General features: G+C 64.9%; 10 protein-coding genes. 8 read left to right on the forward strand and 2 right to left on the reverse strand.

Going from position 1 to position 16,753, the window contains the following annotated elements:
* The first annotated feature begins 33 nt into the window (after positions 1-33).
* The 4 genes from BLQ85_RS15925 to BLQ85_RS15940 all read left to right on the forward strand — a co-directional run bounded on the left by BLQ85_RS15925 (position 34) and on the right by BLQ85_RS15940 (position 3,236).
* Positions 34-1,152, forward strand: coding sequence for an ABC transporter permease subunit (locus BLQ85_RS15925; RefSeq protein ID WP_007863161.1), 1,119 nt, complete (start codon positions 34-36; stop codon positions 1,150-1,152).
* 11 nt (positions 1,153-1,163) lie between these two features.
* Positions 1,164-1,931, forward strand: a complete 768-nt coding sequence (locus tag BLQ85_RS15930; protein ID WP_074578193.1) for an ABC transporter ATP-binding protein — start codon at positions 1,164-1,166, stop codon at positions 1,929-1,931.
* 14 nt (positions 1,932-1,945) lie between these two features.
* Positions 1,946-2,665: an ABC transporter ATP-binding protein gene (locus tag BLQ85_RS15935; protein ID WP_074578237.1), complete on the forward strand. Its 720-nt coding sequence runs from the start codon at positions 1,946-1,948 to the stop codon at positions 2,663-2,665.
* A 169-nt stretch (positions 2,666-2,834) separates the two neighbouring features.
* The gene (locus BLQ85_RS15940) at positions 2,835-3,236 is read left to right on the forward strand and encodes a DUF2845 domain-containing protein (RefSeq protein ID WP_074578194.1); all 402 of its coding nucleotides are present in this window, start codon (positions 2,835-2,837) and stop codon (positions 3,234-3,236) included.
* 196 nt (positions 3,237-3,432) lie between these two features.
* On the opposite strand, the gene BLQ85_RS15945 is transcribed toward BLQ85_RS15940, so the two are convergent.
* Positions 3,433-4,431, reverse strand: coding sequence for a Bug family tripartite tricarboxylate transporter substrate binding protein (locus tag BLQ85_RS15945; protein WP_139201014.1), 999 nt, complete (start codon positions 4,429-4,431; stop codon positions 3,433-3,435).
* A 166-nt stretch (positions 4,432-4,597) separates the two neighbouring features.
* Here BLQ85_RS15945 and BLQ85_RS15950 point away from each other — a divergent pair, with 166 nt between their 5' ends.
* Complete coding sequence (locus BLQ85_RS15950) at positions 4,598-4,966, forward strand: hypothetical protein (protein ID WP_074578196.1); 369 nt, start codon at positions 4,598-4,600, stop codon at positions 4,964-4,966.
* Between the two features lie 118 nt (positions 4,967-5,084).
* Here the strand turns inward: BLQ85_RS15950 and BLQ85_RS15955 are convergent, their stop codons facing one another.
* Entirely contained in the window at positions 5,085-6,137 is a 1,053-nt protein-coding gene (locus BLQ85_RS15955; protein ID WP_074578197.1) for a CDP-6-deoxy-delta-3,4-glucoseen reductase, read from the reverse strand.
* A gap of 60 nt (positions 6,138-6,197) precedes the next feature.
* On the opposite strand from BLQ85_RS15955, the gene BLQ85_RS15960 reads away from it, so the two are divergent.
* The 3 genes from BLQ85_RS15960 (at position 6,198) to BLQ85_RS15970 (ending at position 15,832) form a co-directional block, all read left to right on the forward strand.
* Complete coding sequence (locus BLQ85_RS15960; protein ID WP_074578198.1) at positions 6,198-7,124, forward strand: NAD-dependent epimerase/dehydratase family protein; 927 nt, start codon at positions 6,198-6,200, stop codon at positions 7,122-7,124.
* A gap of 267 nt (positions 7,125-7,391) precedes the next feature.
* On the forward strand, positions 7,392-14,114 hold the full coding sequence (locus tag BLQ85_RS15965) for a YDG domain-containing protein (protein WP_083336879.1): 6,723 nt from the start codon (positions 7,392-7,394) through the stop codon (positions 14,112-14,114).
* 26 nt (positions 14,115-14,140) lie between these two features.
* Positions 14,141-15,832: a ShlB/FhaC/HecB family hemolysin secretion/activation protein gene (locus BLQ85_RS15970; protein ID WP_074578200.1), complete on the forward strand. Its 1,692-nt coding sequence runs from the start codon at positions 14,141-14,143 to the stop codon at positions 15,830-15,832.
* The last annotated feature ends 921 nt before the right edge of the window (positions 15,833-16,753 follow it).

Here is a 16,753-nt window from a genome sequence, read left to right on the forward strand (position 1 = left end):
GGCCCCTCCATCCGGTACACAAGGAGAATATTGATGAATTCCACACAATCGAAAAAACTGGTGACCTTCCTGGTCGTCGCGGCGGCGCTGCTGGTGCTGCCCCTGATCCTGCAGCAGGGCGGCAACGCCTGGGTGCGCATTGTCGACATGGCGCTGCTCTATGTGCTGCTGGCGCTGGGCCTGAACATCGTGGTCGGTTATGCCGGCCTGCTGGATCTGGGTTATGTCGCCTTCTTCGCCGTCGGCGCCTACCTGTTCGCGCTGCTCGGTTCACCCCACCTGGCCGATGCCTTCCCCTGGATCGCGGCGCAGTTCCCGAACGGGCTGCATTTGCCGATCTGGGCCATCATTCCGGCCGCCGCGGCGCTGGCCGGTTTCTTCGGCGTGGTGCTGGGCGCCCCGACCCTCAAGCTGCGCGGCGACTACCTGGCCATCGTGACGCTGGGCTTTGGTGAAATCATCCGGGTGTTCCTGAACAACCTGGACCGCCCCATCAACCTGACCAACGGCCCCAAGGGCATCAACCAGATCGACTCGATGAAGTTCTTCGGCTTTGACCTGGGCAAGCCGCATGAGTTCTTCGGCATCGAAGTCAACTCGGTGTCCATGTACTACTACCTGTTCCTGGTGCTGGTGATCGTCTCGGTCGTCATCTGCCACCGCCTGGAAAACTCCCGCATAGGCCGCGCCTGGATGGCCATCCGCGAAGACGAGATCGCCGCCAAGGCCATGGGCATCAACACCCGCAACATGAAGCTGCTGGCTTTCGGCATGGGCGCCACCTTCGGCGGCGTCTCCGGTTCGATGTTCGCGGCCTTCCAGGGCTTTGTATCCCCCGAATCCTTCAGCCTGATGGAATCCGTCATGATCGTCGCCATGGTGGTGCTGGGCGGCATAGGCCACCTGCCCGGCGTCATCCTGGGCGCCTTGCTGCTGGCCGCCTTGCCCGAAGTGCTGCGCCATGTGGCCGGCCCGCTGCAGGCCATGACCGACGGCCGCCTCGATTCCGCCATCCTGCGCCAGTTGCTGATCGCGCTGGCCATGATCACCATCATGCTGATGCGCCCGCGCGGCCTCTGGCCTTCCGCCGAGCACGGCAAGTCGCTGAACAAGGTCGTCGGCAAAGACCCCATCCAGTCAATCAATCCCTAAGGAGAATGGATATGAGCGAAACCATTCTTAAAGTCTCCGGTGTCTCCAAGCGCTTCGGCGGTTTGCAAGCCCTGAGCGATGTCGGTATCCACATCCAGCGCGGCCAGGTTTACGGCCTGATCGGCCCCAACGGCGCCGGCAAGACCACTTTATTCAACGTGCTGACCGGCCTTTACACGCCCGACAGCGGCACTTTTGAACTTGCCGGCAAGGCCTACAAGCCCACGGCCGTGCATGAAGTCGCCAAGGCAGGCATCGCCCGCACCTTCCAGAACATCCGGCTCTTCGCCGACATGACGGCGCTGGAAAACGTGATGGTCGGCCGCCATATCCGCACGCAGTCCGGCCTCATGGGCGCGGTGTTCCGCACGCCCGGCTTCAAGCACGAGGAGGCCGCCATCGCCAAGCGCTCGCAGGAACTGCTCGATTACGTGGGCATCGGCAAATACGCCGACTTCAAGGCCCGCACGCTGAGCTACGGCGACCAGCGCCGCCTGGAAATCGCCCGTGCGCTGGCCACCGATCCGCAACTGATCGCGCTCGACGAGCCGGCCGCCGGCATGAACGCCACCGAAAAAGTGCAGCTGCGCGAACTGATAGACCGTATCCGCAAGGACAACCGCACCATCTTGTTGATCGAGCATGACGTCAAGCTGGTCATGGGCCTGTGCGACCGCGTCACCGTGCTCGACTACGGCAAGCAGATCGCCGAAGGCGCGCCCGCCGAAGTGCAAAAAGACGAAAAAGTGATCACCGCCTATCTGGGCACCGGTCATTGAAGGAAAACAAGAACATGGCAGCAAACACACTCCTCAAAGTGACCGGCCTGAAAGTCGCCTACGGCGGCATCCAGGCGGTCAAGGGCGTGGACTTCGAAGTCCACGACGGCGAACTGGTCACGCTGATCGGCTCCAACGGCGCCGGCAAGACGACCACCATGAAGGCCATCACCGGCACCCTGCCGATGCTGGACGGCGACATCGAATACCTAGGCAAAAGCATCAAGGGCCGCGGCGCCTGGGACCTGGTCAAGGAAGGCCTGGCCATGGTGCCGGAGGGCCGCGGCGTGTTCACCCGCATGACCATCACCGAGAACCTGCAGATGGGCGCCTACATCCGCAGCGACAAGGCCGGCATCGCCGAAGACATCGAAAAGATGTTTGTGCTGTTCCCGCGCCTGCGCGAGCGCAAGGACCAGCTGGCCGGCACCATGTCCGGCGGCGAACAGCAGATGCTGGCCATGGGCCGCGCGCTGATGAGCCGGCCCAAGGTGCTGCTGCTCGATGAGCCCTCCATGGGTTTGTCGCCCATCATGGTCGACAAGATCTTCGAGGTCGTGAAGGACGTTTCTTCGCGCGGCGTGACGGTGCTGCTGGTCGAGCAGAATGCCAGCCGCGCGCTGGGCATCGCCAATCGCGGCTACGTCATGGAGTCCGGCAACGTCACCATGAACGGCGACGCCAAGCAGTTGCTCAGCGACCCGCGCGTGCGCGCCGCCTACCTCGGCGAGTAAGCCAATGCGCCATCCCGCGCGCCGCACGGCGCCGCGGGATGCGCATTACAGCCGTAACAGCGGCGGGCCGGCCCGGGGCCACAAATGCCTTGCGGCGCAAAATCTTTGCGCATAAAGTTCAAAGGGTGCGCCGCACGCGCATCTTTACCGAACTCTGGGGAAACAAAAAATGAATCGACTTCTTGTCCGCGCCGCCGCTGTGGCTGTGGCCCTTCTGGCTTCGTCCGCGTTCACCGGCGCCTCCGCCCAGTCGCTGCGCTGCAAGGGCGACCTTGCGCAGATCGGCAACTCCAAGGGCACCATTTTGCAAAAATGCGGTGAGCCCGTCATGAAAGACAGCTTCTGCAAGCCCGTGCAGGAAACCGTTTCCAGCGCACCCGTCACCACGCCGACAGTGCCCAACACCTCCGGCAGCGCAACGGCCAGCGCCACAGCCAATGTCACGGTCAACACCTGCCAGCAGGTGGAGGAGTGGACTTACAACCCCGGCTATGGGCAGTTCATGACCATGCTGCTGTTTGAGGGCGGCTCCCTCAAAAGCATTCGTTACGGCGACCGAGTAACCCGATAACGTGGCCCCCACGGTCGCTCACTGCGTGTAGCCTGCGGCATCTCCCTGCCCCCTTTCCTCACGTAAGGGGCCGCTGCGCCTGCGGCCCGGCAAAGCCGGTTCCGCAGCCCCTGCTGGGTTTAAGAGTCGCGGCGGCGGTGAGCAATGAAAAAGGCCGGCCCCTTTCGTGGGGCCGGCCTTTTTGATGGGCGTCGGGTCAGTCCACCTTGGCGCCGGAGGCCTTCACCACTTTTTCATACTTGGCCAGTTCGCTTTTCATGAAGGCGCCGAACTGCTCGGGCGTGCTGCCCACGGGTTCGGCCATCAGCGCGGCGAAGCGGGTCTTGGCTTCGGGGGAGTTCAGCGCGGCGACAAAGGCCTGGTTGAGTTTGGCCACCACGTCCTTGGGTGTGCCCGCGGGCGCCACCAGGCCCCACCAGGTGTCGATCTCAAAACCCTTGAGCGTCTCGGAGACCGCCGGGACTTCGGGCAGCATGGGGCTGCGCTTGGCGGTGGTCACGGCCAGAGCCTTGAGCTTGCCGGCCTTGATGTTGGCCGAGGCGGTGGCGAGGTTGTCGAAGTTGTAGTCGACCTGGCCGCTGAGCAGTGCCAGTTGCGCCGGGTTGCCGCCGTTGTAGGGGATGTGCAGCGCGAAGATGCCGGCCTGGGCCTTGAACATCTCGCCGGCCAGGTGGCCCGCGCTGCCGTTGCCGCCGCTGGCGTAGTTGAGCTTGGCCGGGTTGGCCTTGGCGTACTTGATCAGGTCGGCCAGCGTGTTGATGTTCAGGCGCCGCGCGGTGTCGGCGTTCATCACCAGCACATTGGGCACACGCACCATCTGCGTGATGGGCGCGAAATCGGTGGCCGCGTTGTACGGCATCTTGCTGTAGAGCCATGGGTTGATGGCATGGGTGGCCACCGCCGAGATGCCGACCGTGAGGCCGTCGGGCTGGGCCTTGGCGATCGCGTCGACGCCGATGTTGCCGCCGCCGCCCGGCTTGTTTTCAATGATCACAGTGCCCAGAGAGTCTTTCACGCGCTCGGCCATCAGGCGGGCGGTTGTGTCGATGGGGCCGCCGGCCGCATAGGGAACGATGATGCGCATGATCTTGGCCTGGGCCAGCGCCGGGGCGGGCGACAGGGCCGCGCCGGCCATGAAAACAACGGCCAGGCTTTTGGCCATCAGGAAGGGGAGGGTGAGGGGTCGAATATTCATTGCCCTATTGTTGCAAAAAAGTTTGACGCGCCACGCCCCCGGCCGGGAACATCGCGGTTACAGCATCTTTACCTGCCAGACATGGACGCCCGGCGGCCGCGTTGCGTTGGGGTGTCATGAGGCCCCCGCTTCATGTTTTCGCAACCCTCAAACACAAGGAAACCCCATGAAGATTCACACCCTTGTCGCCGCCCTTGCACTGGCTACCGGTGGCCTTGCCTTTGCCCAGGCGCCCGCCGCCCCCGCGGCGCCCAAAGACCCGCTGGCCACGCCGCGCATCGACCAGCGCCAGGCCAATCAGGAAAAGCGCATTGACCAGGGCGTCAGCTCAGGCGCGCTGACCGCCAAGGAGACGGCCAAGCTCGACAAGCGCGAGACCAAAATCGAAGCCGACAAGCTTGCCGCCAAATCCGACGGCAAGGTCACCAAGGCCGAACGCCGCAAACTCAAACACGAAGAAAACCGCGCCAGCGCCGCCATTCGCCGCCAGAAGCACGACCGGCAGGTCGCGCCAGCACCCGCCAAAGCCGGCTGAACTTCGCCGCCCTTGGCCCGCGCATAAAAAAGCCCCGGCTGATGCATCAGCCGGGGCGTTTCTTTTTCTTCTTCTTTTATTCTTCTTGTTTGTTGGGTGCTTGCCTGTCTGTGCCCGCTCAGGTCTCCGCGGGAACGGTCGCCTGGGATTTTTCCTTTTCGGTCACAAAAGAGTCGGCATAAAACTCGTCTTCCGGCAGGCCGGCCGCGGTGTAGGCGGCCTGGGCCGAGTCCACCACGATGGGCGCGCCGCAGGCGTACACCTGATGGCCCGACAGGTCGGCAAAATCCTCCAGCACGGCCTGATGGACAAAGCCGGTGCGGCCCGTCCAGTTGTCCTCGGGCAGGGCGTTGGAAACCACAGGCACGTAGCGCAAATTCGGCATTTCGGCGGTCTTGGTTTTCACCCACTCGTCCATGTACAGGTCGGCCGGGCGCCGGCCGCCCCAGTAGAGCACGGCCGGGCGCGTGATGCCCTTGAACTGCAGGTGCTCAATCAGCGCCTTGATGGGCGCAAAACCGGTACCCGAGGCCAGCAGCACCATGGGTTTGTCGCTGTCTTCGCGCAGGTAGAAGCTGCCGAAAGGGCCTTCGATGCGCAGTATTTCCTTTTCCTTCATGGGGCCGAACACATGCTCGGTGAACTTGCCGCCCGGCATGTGGCGGATGTGCAGCTCCACGCCCGGGTTCTCGGCCTGGGTGTGCGGCGCGTTGCCCATGGAATAGGCGCGGCGGTCGCCGTCGCGCAGCAAGAACTCCACATACTGGCCGGCGTGGTACTTGAACACGTCGCTGGCCGGCAGCTGCAGGCGCACCACCATCACGTCGTGCGAGGCCTTGGCCAGGCTGTTGACGCGCACCGGCATCTTCTTGACGGGGAAGGCGCTTTCGTCGGTCACATGGCGCGACTCGATGACCACGTCGGAATGGGCCGTGGCGCAGCAGGTGAGGATGAACCCGGCGGCTTCTTCCTCGGGCGACAAGGCCTTGGCCTGGTGCGCACCGTGGGTCACCGTGCCTTCGAGTTTTTTGGATTTGCAGGAACCGCAAGCGCCGTCCTTGCAGCCGTAGGGCAGGCCTATGCCCTGGCGTATGGCGGCGGCCAGCAGGGCTTCGTCCACCTGGGCGATGAAAGTCCGGCCGCTGGGCTGCACGGTCACGTTAAAGCTCATATTCGGTATCCTTGCGGTAACTGTTCTCGACTCGGCCGGTTTTCCCGGCAACCCCCAATTTTGCCCTCAAACTTAAGTCCTTTAGGTGCACTGCCTTCCCGCTTCCGCCGGGAGCGTATTTTGATCGTCGGCTGCGGCGACGTGGGCCTGCGCGCGGCCCGGCAGCTGCCGCGCAACGCCAGGCTCATGGCGCTCACCTCGTCGGCCGCGCGCGTGCCCGAACTGCGGGCCCGGGGCATCACGCCGCTGCAGGGCAACCTGGATGAGGGCGCCTCGCTGCGCCGCCTGGCGGGCCTGGCCACCCGGGTGCTGCACCTGGCGCCGCCCCCGAACGACAAAGCCGAGCTGCGCAGCGACCCGCGCACACTGGCCCTGCTGCGCGCCCTGCGGTTGCGCAGCCTGCCGCGCTCCCTGGCCTATGCCTCCACCAGCGGGGTTTACGGTGACTGCGGCGGCGAATGGGTGCGTGAAACCCGGCCGCTGAACGCCCTCACGCCGCGCGCCCAGCGCCGTGTGCATGCCGAGGCGCATGTGCGGCTGTTCGGCCGGGCCACAGGCACCCGGGTGCATCTGCTGCGCATCCCGGGCATTTACGCGCCTGACCGCGAAGGCGGCACACCGCGCGGCCGGCTGCTCAAGGGAACGCCGGTGCTGCGCGCGGAAGACGACGTCTACACCAACCACATCCACGCCGACGACCTGGCCCGCGCTTGCCTCGCGGCGCTGTGGCGCGGCAAGCCGCAGCGCGCCAGCAATGCCAGCGATGACACGCAGCTCAAGATGGGCGACTACTTCGACCTGGCGGCCGGCCTTTACGGCCTGCCGCGGCCGCCGCGCCTGGCACGCGGCAGCGCCCAGCAAGAGCTGCCCGGGGTGCTCCTGAGCTTCATGAGTGAATCGCGCCGGCTGGACAACAGCCGCCTCAAGCGCGAACTGCGGCTTCGCCTGCGCTACCCGACGGTGGAAATCGGCCTGCGCGATCGCTGAAAAACCCCGGGTTGAAGCAATGGGGTCCGCTTTCGCGCCACTTCGCCGTTTGTAGCTGTGTGTTTTTTACAACAGCATTGCGATCAAATGTTACAACCAAAGAGGTAACCATTTGAAACAAAAAGCTCCGACCCGGAACCGTTTCTATTAACCGTAAAAAGATCTTTTTTTGAGCTGATCTGCTGCGATTCCTTTCTGCATACCATCACTTCGACCGACCCTTCTCTTTCAATCGACTGACAAAGGGGGTCTTGCGGAGTGTGAAAAATGCACAAAAAAAATTCGATGGGCAGCGCAAAAACTGCAGGAGTTGTAACAAGAATTGGCCAGCAGGCCCTCGCGGCTCCGCCATTTCTTGACGCGCTGGGCCGGGCCGCCGGCCGCGCGGCAGGCCGATGGGCCCTGCGCAAACCCGCAACGGCGGTTTTGCTGCTAGGGGCGGCCACCGCCCAGGCCGGGCCGGTGGACGGGCAAGTCACCTCGGGCGCGGCCAGCATCTCCCAGAGCGGGGCCAACACCACCATCACCCAGTCCAGCCAGAACGCCTCCCTGAACTGGAAGAGCTTTAACGTCGGCGCGCAGGAAAGCGTCAACTTCGTGCAGCCCTCGGCCAGCGCGATCGCGGTCAACCGCATCCTGGACACCCAGGGCAGCCAGATCATGGGCCAGCTCAATGCCAACGGGCAGGTCTACCTGATCAACCCCAACGGCGTGCTCTTCGGTGCCGGCGCCCAGGTCAATGTGGGCGGGCTGGTCGCCTCCACGCTGGACGTCAAGGATGCGGACCTGGGCAGTGCCCAGCGCACTTTCAGCGGCAGCGGCCCGGGCAGCGTGGTCAACCTGGGCACCCTCAATGCGGCCCCGGGCGGCTATATAGCCTTGATCGGCAACACGGTGCGCAACCAGGGCAGCATCAACACCCCCAAGGGCAGTGCGGCGCTGGCGGCCGGCAGCGCGGCCACCCTGACCCTGCAGGACAACCAGCTGCTCAAGGTCGTGGTCGACCAGAGCGTGCTCAACAGCCTGGCCGAAAACGGCGGGCTGATCCGGGCCGACGGCGGCCAGGTGTTCCTGAGCGCCGGCGCCCGGGATTCGCTGCTGGCCAGCGTGGTCAACAACAGCGGGGTGATACAGGCGCGCACCGTGGAAAACCGCAACGGCACCATCATCCTGCTGGGCGGCATGGCCGCCGGCACTGCCAAGGTTGCGGGCACGCTGGACGCCTCGGCGCCCAACGGCGGCAACGGCGGCTTTATCGAAACCTCGGGCGCGCAGGTGAAGATTGCAAACGACGCCAGGATCACCACGGCGGCCCCCGCCGGCAACAGCGGCACCTGGCTGATCGATCCGGTGAATTTCACCGTCGCCGCCTCGGGCGGGGACATCACCGGCGCCGCGCTGGGCACCAACCTGGGCGCGGGCAACGTCGTTATCCAGAGCAGCAGCGGCGCCACGGGCACGGCGGGCGACGTCAATGTCAACGACGCGGTGAGCTGGAGCGCCAACCAGCTGACGCTCAACGCGCAGAACAACATCAACATCAACGCCAATCTCAACGCCTCGGGTACGGGCAAGCTGGCGCTGGAATACGGCCAGGGCACCACCAACGGCGCCGGCAGCTCGTACAACGTCAACAACGGCGCGAAGGTCAACCTGCCGGCGGGCAACAACTTCAGCACCAAACGAGGCAGCACCGGCGCCACCCTGGCCTATACCGTGATCACGGACGTCGGCACAGCCGGCAGCACCAGCGGCACCGATTTGCAGGGGATCAGCGGCAACCTCGGCGGTCGCTATGTGCTGGGGGCCGACATCAATGCCGCGCCCACCAGCACCTGGAACAGCGGTGCGGGCTTCGCGCCCCTCGGAACAGGCAACAGCGGCTGCACCCCCAATTGTTTTTACGGTACTTTTGACGGCCTGGGCCACACCATTACCGGCCTCACCATAGACCGAACGACGCGGTTCACCGGCCTGTTCGGTTCCACCTCTTCGGCCAGCGTTATCCGCAATGTCGGCCTGGTGGGCGGTTCAGTCAGGAGTACCAACAGCGATACCGGTGCACTGGCGGGATGGAACGACGGCATCATCAGCAACAGCTACGCCAGCACGAACGTGACCGGAGGCGCCGACGCCGGTGGGCTGGTGGGGGGCACCAGCGGCAACTCCAAAATCGACCACAGCTACGCGACAGGCAATGTGAATGGATCGGTTTTCACCGGTGGGCTGGCGGGGTACAACCAGGGTGACATCAGCAACAGCTATTCCACCGGTACCGTAACCAGCGGTCAGGCTGCCGGCGGACTCGTTGGCTACATGCTCCATGTCGGCACCATCAGCAGCAGTTATTCCAGTGCCACCGTCAACGGCTCCGGCGATACCAACGGCGGCCTGGTTGGCTTGTGGAGCGGCAGCGGCGGAAGCATTAGCAACAGCTATGCCACGGGCGCCGTCACCGGCACCACCAAGACAGGCGGGCTGGTGGGCGACATGAGCAATGGCGGCGGTGTCATCAGCAACAGCTACGCCGCCGGGCAGGTGACGGGCACCGCCGGCAGCGTGGGCGGCTTGGTAGGGAGCCAGACGGCCGGAACGATCAGCGGCAGTTTTTGGGACAGTACGACGACCGGGCAGGCCACCAGCGCGGGCGGCGGAACGGCCATGACCACGGCCCAGATGCAGCAACAGGCCAATTTCAACTCAGCCACGGCCGCCAACGGCAACGTCAACCCGAACTGGGATTTGGCCAACGTCTGGCGGATTTATGACGGGCACGGCCGTCCCTTGCTCAAGTCATTGATGACGCCGGTCACGGTCACCGTCGGCAACACCAGCAAGACCTACGACAAGCTGGCCTGGAATGGCGGAACCGGCATCAGTTGTTCCAGCGTGGCCTGCGGCAGCTTGTCGGGAACCATCAGCTTCGGCGGAAACGCCCAGGGGGCGGTCAATGCCGGCAGCTATGCGGTGACGGCGTCGGGCCTGTATTCCAATCAGCAGGGCTACGACATCAGTTACGCCAATGGCACTCTGACCGTGAATCCCGCCAACCTGGTGGTCACGGGCATCAGCGCAGCCAACAAGGTGTACGACGCCGGCGTGGGCGCCACCTTGAACGGAACAGCAAGCGTTACGGCCATTGCCGGTGACACGGTGAGCGTGACCGGCGTGGGCAGCGGCACCTTCGCCGACAAGAACGCGGGCAATGGCAAGGCCGTGACTGTCACCGGCTACACGTTGAGCGGAGCTGACGCTGGCAACTATGCCGTGGTGCAGCCCACGGGGCTGACGGCAAATATCACACCGGCCAGCCTCGCTGTCACCGGCGTGAGCGCGGCCGGCAAGGTGTATGACGGCACCCGTGCCACCACGTTCAATGGCACCGCGACCGTTACGCCCCTGGGCACTGATGTGGTGCTTGTGGGCGGCGGCAACGTCGGCATGTTCGTCGACAAGAACGTGGGCAACGGCAAGAGCGTCACCGGCACCAACTACTTCCTGGGCGGCGCCGATGCCAACAACTATGTCATCGTTCAGCCCACGGGGACGGCGAACATCACACCAGCCAGCTTGACAGTCACCGGTGTGGGCGCGGACAGCAAGGTATACAACGCCAGCGACGCAGCCACACTCAATGGCACGGCCAGCGTCACGGCAATCGCCGGTGACACGGTGACAGTGGGCGGCGGCAGCGGCCGGTTTGTCGACAAAAACGTGGGCAACAACAAGGTGGTCAATGTCACTGGCTATACGCTGGGCGGTGCCGATGCCGGCAACTACACCGTGGTGCAGCCCACCGGTGTCAGGGCCAACATCACCCCGGCCAGCCTGACGGTCACGGGCGTTGGTGCGGACAACAAGGTGTACAACGCGAGCGCCGCAGCCACACTCAATGGCACGGCCAGCGTTGCAGCCTTGGGCGGCGATGTCGTGACCGTGGGCGGGACGGGCAGCGGCACTTTCGCCAACAAGAATGTGGGCAATGGCAAGGCTGTGACCGTCACGGGCTATACGCTGGGCGGCGCCGACGCGGGCAACTACACAGTCGTGCAGCCCACGGGTGTGACCGCCAACATCACGCCTGCCAGCCTGACGGTCACTGGTGTGAGCGCAAACAACAAGGTCTACGACACCACGGCCGCTGCCACGCTGGGCGGTACGGCCGTCGTCGCGGCCCTGGGCGGCGACGTGGTGACTGTTGGCGGCGGTAGCGCCACTTTCGCCAACAAAAATGTGGGCAACGGCAAGGCGGTCACTGTCACCGGCTACACACTGGGTGGTGCCGATGCCGGCAACTACACCGTGGTGCAACCCACTGGGCTGGCGGCGAACATCACGCCCGCCAGCCTCACGGTCACGGGTGTGGGCGCGAACAGCAAGGTTTACGACACCACCACCGCCGCCACACTCAATGGCACGGCCAGCGTTGCAGCCTTGGGCGGCGATGTCGTGACCGTGGGCGGGGTCGGCAGCGGGACGTTTGCCAACAAGAATGTGGGCAACGGCAAGGCGGTCACTGTCACCGGCTACACGCTGGGTGGCGCCGACGCGGGCAACTACACAGTGGTGCAGCCCACGGCAGTGACCGCCAATATCACGCCTGCCAGCTTGACGGTCACGGGTGTGAGCGCGACCAACAAGGTCTACGACGCCACGACCGCCGCCACGCTGGGCGGAACCGCGGCCGTCACGGCCCTGGCGGGTGACGTGGTGACCGTTGGCGGCGGCAGCGGCACCTTCGCCAACAAGAATGTGGGCAACGGCAAGTCCGTGACCGCCACGGGCTACACGCTGGGCGGGGCCGACGCAGGCAACTACACCGTGGTCCAGCCCACAGGGCTGACCGCGAACATCACCCCCGCCAGCCTCACGGTCACGGGTGTGGGCGCGAACAACAAGGTGTATGACACCACCACCGCCGCCACACTCAATGGCACGGCCAGCGTTGCCGCTCTGGGTGGCGATACCGTCACTGTAGGCGGCACCGGCAGCGGCACCTTCGCCAACAAGAATGTGGGCAATGGCAAGGCCGTGACTGTCACCGGTTACACGCTGGGCGGAGCTGACGCCGGCAACTACACCGTGGTGCAACCTGTGGCGGTGACGGCCAACATCACCCCCGCCAGCCTGACGGTCACGGGTGTGGGCGCCAACAACAAGGTCTATGACGCCACCACCACGGCCACGCTTAACGGCGCGGCCAGCGTCACGGCCTTGGGCGGCGATAGTGTGACGGTGGGTGGAACGGGCAGCGGCAACTTCGCCAACAAGAATGTGGGCAACGGCAAGGCCGTGACTATCACCGGTTACACGCTGAGTGGCGCCGATGCCGGCAACTACACCGTGGTGCAGCCCACGGGGCTCACCGCCAATATCACACCGGCGAGCTTGATGGTCACTGGTGTGAGCGCCAACAACAAGGTCTATGACACGACCACGACCGCCACCCTCAACGGCACGGCAAGTGTTGCAGCCCTGGGCACCGATGTGGTGACGGTTGGCGGCGGCAGCGGTGCTTTCGCCAACAAGAATGTGGGCAACGGCAAGGCCGTGACTGTCACCGGTTACACGCTGGGCGGCGCCGACGCCGGTAACTACACCGTGGTGCAACCCACGGGGCTGACGGCGAATATCACGCCGGCCAGCATCACCGTCACAGGCGTGACCGCCAACAACAAGGTCTATGACACCACCACCACCGCCACGCTGAGCGGTACGGCGGCGGTCACGGCGTTGGGCGGCGACGTGGTGGCCGTGGGCGGCACCGGCAGCGGCAACTTCGCCAACAAGAATGTGGGCAACGGCAAGGCCGTGACCGTCACCGGCTATACGCTGAGCGGTGCCGACGCCGGCAACTACACCATAGCGCAGCCCACGGGGGTCACGGCCAACATCACACCGGCCAGCCTGGCCGTCACGGGGGTGGGCGCCAACAACAAGGTGTACGACGCCACCACCACGGCCACGCTCAACGGCACGGCAAGCGTTGCGGCCCTGGGCGCCGATGTGGTGACGGTTGGCGGCGGCAGCGGCAGCTTTGCCAACAAAAACGTGGGCAACGGCAAGGCCGTGACTGTCACCGGTTACACGCTGGGCGGCGCCGACGCCGGTAACTACACCGTGGTGCAACCCACGGGGCTGACGGCCAACATCACACCTGCCAGCCTGGCCGTGACCGGTGTGGGTGCCAACAACAAGGTTTACGACACCACCACCACCGCCACGCTGAACGGCACGGCCGGCGTCACTGCCTTGGGGGCTGATGTCGTGACTGTGGGCGGCACCGGCAGCGGCACCTTCTCCAACAAAAATGTAGGCAATGGCAAGGCCGTCACCGTCACCGGCTATACCCTGGGCGGTGCCGATGCCGGCAACTACGTCATCGCGCAGCCCAGCGGCGTCACGGCGAACATCACGCCCGCCACCCTGGCCGTCACCGGGGTGAATGCCCAGAACAAGGTATTTGACGGCACGACCGTGGCCACCCTGGGCGGCACCGCCGCCGTCGCGGCCCTGGCAGGCGATGTGGTCGGCGTCGGTGGCGGCCACGGGAATTTTGCAGACCCGAACGTGGGCAATGGCAAGGCCGTGACCGTGACCGGCTTTACCCTGAGCGGTGCCGATGCCGGCAACTACACGGTGGTGCAGCCCGCCGGGCTGACCGCCTCCATCACGCCCTTGCCGGCCGCGCCGGTGCCCGCCCCCGCCACTGCGCCCTCGGCGCCCTCGGCGACGTCCGGACGGGGATCGGCGGAGGATCTCATTCACACCGCCGCGCAGCAGGCCCTGGAGACGGACCGCTCCAAGTCCGGCTCGCTCGAGGCCTCGTCCATCCTCAGAGTCACCCGTGGCGCGAGCGTCGATGCCTCATCAGGCGGGGAGGGGCTGGAAGTGGACCTGCCCGGCCCCAGCGGCAAAAAAGATCCCTGGCTGCACATTGTTGACGGCGGCGTCCAGCTGCTGAACGCCGTGCCGGCAGGCCGGAAATGATCCGGCCGCTCCAGGGAAGCTATTTCATGAAATGCCATACATCCGCGAAGCACGCAGCACTGCTGCTGGCTGCCGCACCCCTGTTCGCGGCCCACGCGGCCGATCCGCTGCCCGTCGATATCGGCACCATCCTGCAGCAGGTCCAGCCGTCGCAGCCGTTTCCCGCGCCGCCCCGCGGTGAAGGGCCGGCCCTCAACAAAGAAGACAACACACCGCCGCCGCCCGAACGCCCCGCGGTGTCGGTGGACGTCACCTCGATCAAGATACTCGGCAACACCCTGGTCGACACCGACACCTTGCATGGGCTGGTGGCCGATGCGGAAGGCAAACGCCTGACGCTGGACCAGCTCGATGAAATGGCGACCCGCATCAGCAGGTACTACCGAGGCCGGGGCCAAAGCTTTGCGCGCGCCGTGGTGCCCGCTCAGGTGATCTCGTCGGGTGTTGTGCGCTTTCTGGTGATAGAGGCGCGCTACGGCAAGGTCGGCATAGACAACCAGACGCGCGTGAACGACGTGCTGCTGCAGGCCACGGCCGCGCCGCTGCAGGGCGGGCAAGCGGTGGAGCAGGCCTTGCTCGACAAGTCCCTGCTGCTGATGTCGGACATCCCCGGCGTGCTGGTGCAGGCCACCTTGAGGCCCGGCGACGGCCTGGGAAGCTCGGACCTGAGCATCCAGGTCACGCCAGGCCAGGCGGTCTCCGGCAACCTGGCGCTGGACGACTACGGCAACAGCTTCACCGGAAGGGGCCGGCTGGGCGGCACGGTGTATTTCAACAACCCCTTTCGGCGCGGCGACGTCCTGGGCGTGGGCGGCCTGAGTTCGGGCTCCGGGGTCAACTACGGGCGGGTGAGCTACGAATCCTTGCTGAACGGGCAGGGCACGCGCGGCGGGGCCGCCTATTCCATGCTGAACTACAAAATCGGCGGATCGCTGCAGGAGCTGGGCGCGCATGGCTCGGCTGAAACCGAAAGCCTCTGGGGCCGGCATCCGCTGCTGCGCAGCCAGGCGGCCAATGTTTACGGCCAGGTCCAGTACGACAACCTGCAGCTGCGCGAGCGCATCGACATGGCGGGCATGAAGACGGACCGGCACCTGGGCAGCTGGACTTCGAGCCTGAGCGGAGACTGGCGCGACATCTTGCTGTCCGGCGGCATCAACACCTGGAGCCTGGCATGGACCCGCGGCCGGCTGGGTTTTGACGTCGCGGAAGCCCGGCTGAGCGATGCGGCCAGCGCAAGAACAGAAGGCTGGTTTTCCAAGACCAACCTGAACTTCTCCCGCCTGCAGCGCTGGGGAGACAGGGGCTCGCTGTATGTGTCCTGGGCCGGCCAGTGGGCCAATACCAATCTCGACTCCTCGCAAAAAATGTCCGTGGGTGGGCCTTATTCCGTGCGCGCCTACGATGTCAGCGCACTGTCGGGTGATGCGGGCTACCGCGGCAGCGTAGAGCTGCGCTACGACCTGGGCGCGGTCGGCGGCGGAAGGCTGCAGGCACTGGCTTTCTGGGACGGGGCCTACCTCAAGGTCAACCAGCGTCCCTGGACGGCCGGCACCAACACCGCCACCTTCAGCGGCGCCGGCGTCGGCCTCGACTGGAGTGGCTACAACCAGTGGCGAGCCCGGGCCTACCTGGCCTCGCCGCTGGGGACTGCGCCTGAGCTGGTCAAGGCGCCCGACGCCATGCGGATGTGGACAGAACTCGCTTATCGGTTCTGAGGTTCTTGTGGCCGGGTCTTGCTCCGGCTGAGCGCGCTCTTCCTCCTCATCCTCCTCCTTCCTCTTCTTAGTTCAGCTGGCCGGGGGTAGCCCGGCAGCTACTCACTTTTCTTTTGCTTCGCCAAAAGAAAAGTAAGCAAAAGAAAAGGCGACCCTACTTGCTGCGTCCCTTCGCTTCGCTACGGGCAACCTGCGGTGCTCGGTCCAGCCGGGGTCTCGCTAAACTCGCTACGCTGCGCTTCGCTCAAACAACGCGATCCCTGATCCGTCTGGCCCTGTGCTCCTCGGCGCATCCAGAAGGGGTGGGGACAGGAATACCAAACAGCCGAAGACAAAATCCTGAATACCTAAAACAACAAGGACACGCCATGGCGTGTCCTTGTTTGTATTTGTCTTCTTTGTCTTTTGGTATTCGGTTTCCGTTCCCGATTGCCCCGTCCTGGCTGGGCCGAGGAGCGCAGAGACAAGCGGATAAGGGCTGGCGTTGTCTGAGCGAAGCGCAGCGTAGCGAGTTTAGCCAGACCCCGCTTGGCTCGAGCACCTCAGGTTGCCCCGTAGCGAAGCGTAGGGGACCCAGACTGCGGGTCGCCTTTCTTTTGGGTACTTTTGGTGTTTGCGTAACTTCGCTGCGCGAAGTGAGCAAACCCCGCGCGCGTAGCGCGCCTTTGGCGAACAAAGAAAACCCGCTTTGCGGGTTTCGCCAAAAGTGCCTCGCCTGCCGGGGCGAGACCCGGCCAGCTGAACCAAGAAGAGGAAGGAGGAGGAGGCAGGAGCGCGCAAGGCCGGAGCAAGACCCGGCCATCAAACCAAGTCAATTCAATAAACAAAGCCCTGTTTCGCGTCCTGTTCGGCCGCAAGCAGGGCAGCCTTTCTTGATACCGTCCATGAGCAAGCCCTCTCCCGCAGCTTCAGGCGGAAGCG

This window comes from Polaromonas sp. JS666 (genome assembly GCF_900103405.1).
Lineage (GTDB): Bacteria > Pseudomonadota > Gammaproteobacteria > Burkholderiales > Burkholderiaceae_C > Polaromonas.

Coding starts and splice junctions, on each gene's coding strand:
- BLQ85_RS15925 (WP_007863161.1), top strand. CDS start 34: ATGAATTCCACACAATCGAAAAAACTGGTGACCTTCCTGGTCGTCGCG.
- BLQ85_RS15930 (WP_074578193.1), top strand. CDS start 1,164: ATGAGCGAAACCATTCTTAAAGTCTCCGGTGTCTCCAAGCGCTTCGGC.
- BLQ85_RS15935 (WP_074578237.1), top strand. CDS start 1,946: ATGGCAGCAAACACACTCCTCAAAGTGACCGGCCTGAAAGTCGCCTAC.
- BLQ85_RS15940 (WP_074578194.1), top strand. CDS start 2,835: ATGAATCGACTTCTTGTCCGCGCCGCCGCTGTGGCTGTGGCCCTTCTG.
- BLQ85_RS15945 (WP_139201014.1), bottom strand. CDS start 4,431: ATGAATATTCGACCCCTCACCCTCCCCTTCCTGATGGCCAAAAGCCTG.
- BLQ85_RS15950 (WP_074578196.1), top strand. CDS start 4,598: ATGAAGATTCACACCCTTGTCGCCGCCCTTGCACTGGCTACCGGTGGC.
- BLQ85_RS15955 (WP_074578197.1), bottom strand. CDS start 6,137: ATGAGCTTTAACGTGACCGTGCAGCCCAGCGGCCGGACTTTCATCGCC.
- BLQ85_RS15965 (WP_083336879.1), top strand. CDS start 7,392: ATGCACAAAAAAAATTCGATGGGCAGCGCAAAAACTGCAGGAGTTGTA.
- BLQ85_RS15970 (WP_074578200.1), top strand. CDS start 14,141: ATGAAATGCCATACATCCGCGAAGCACGCAGCACTGCTGCTGGCTGCC.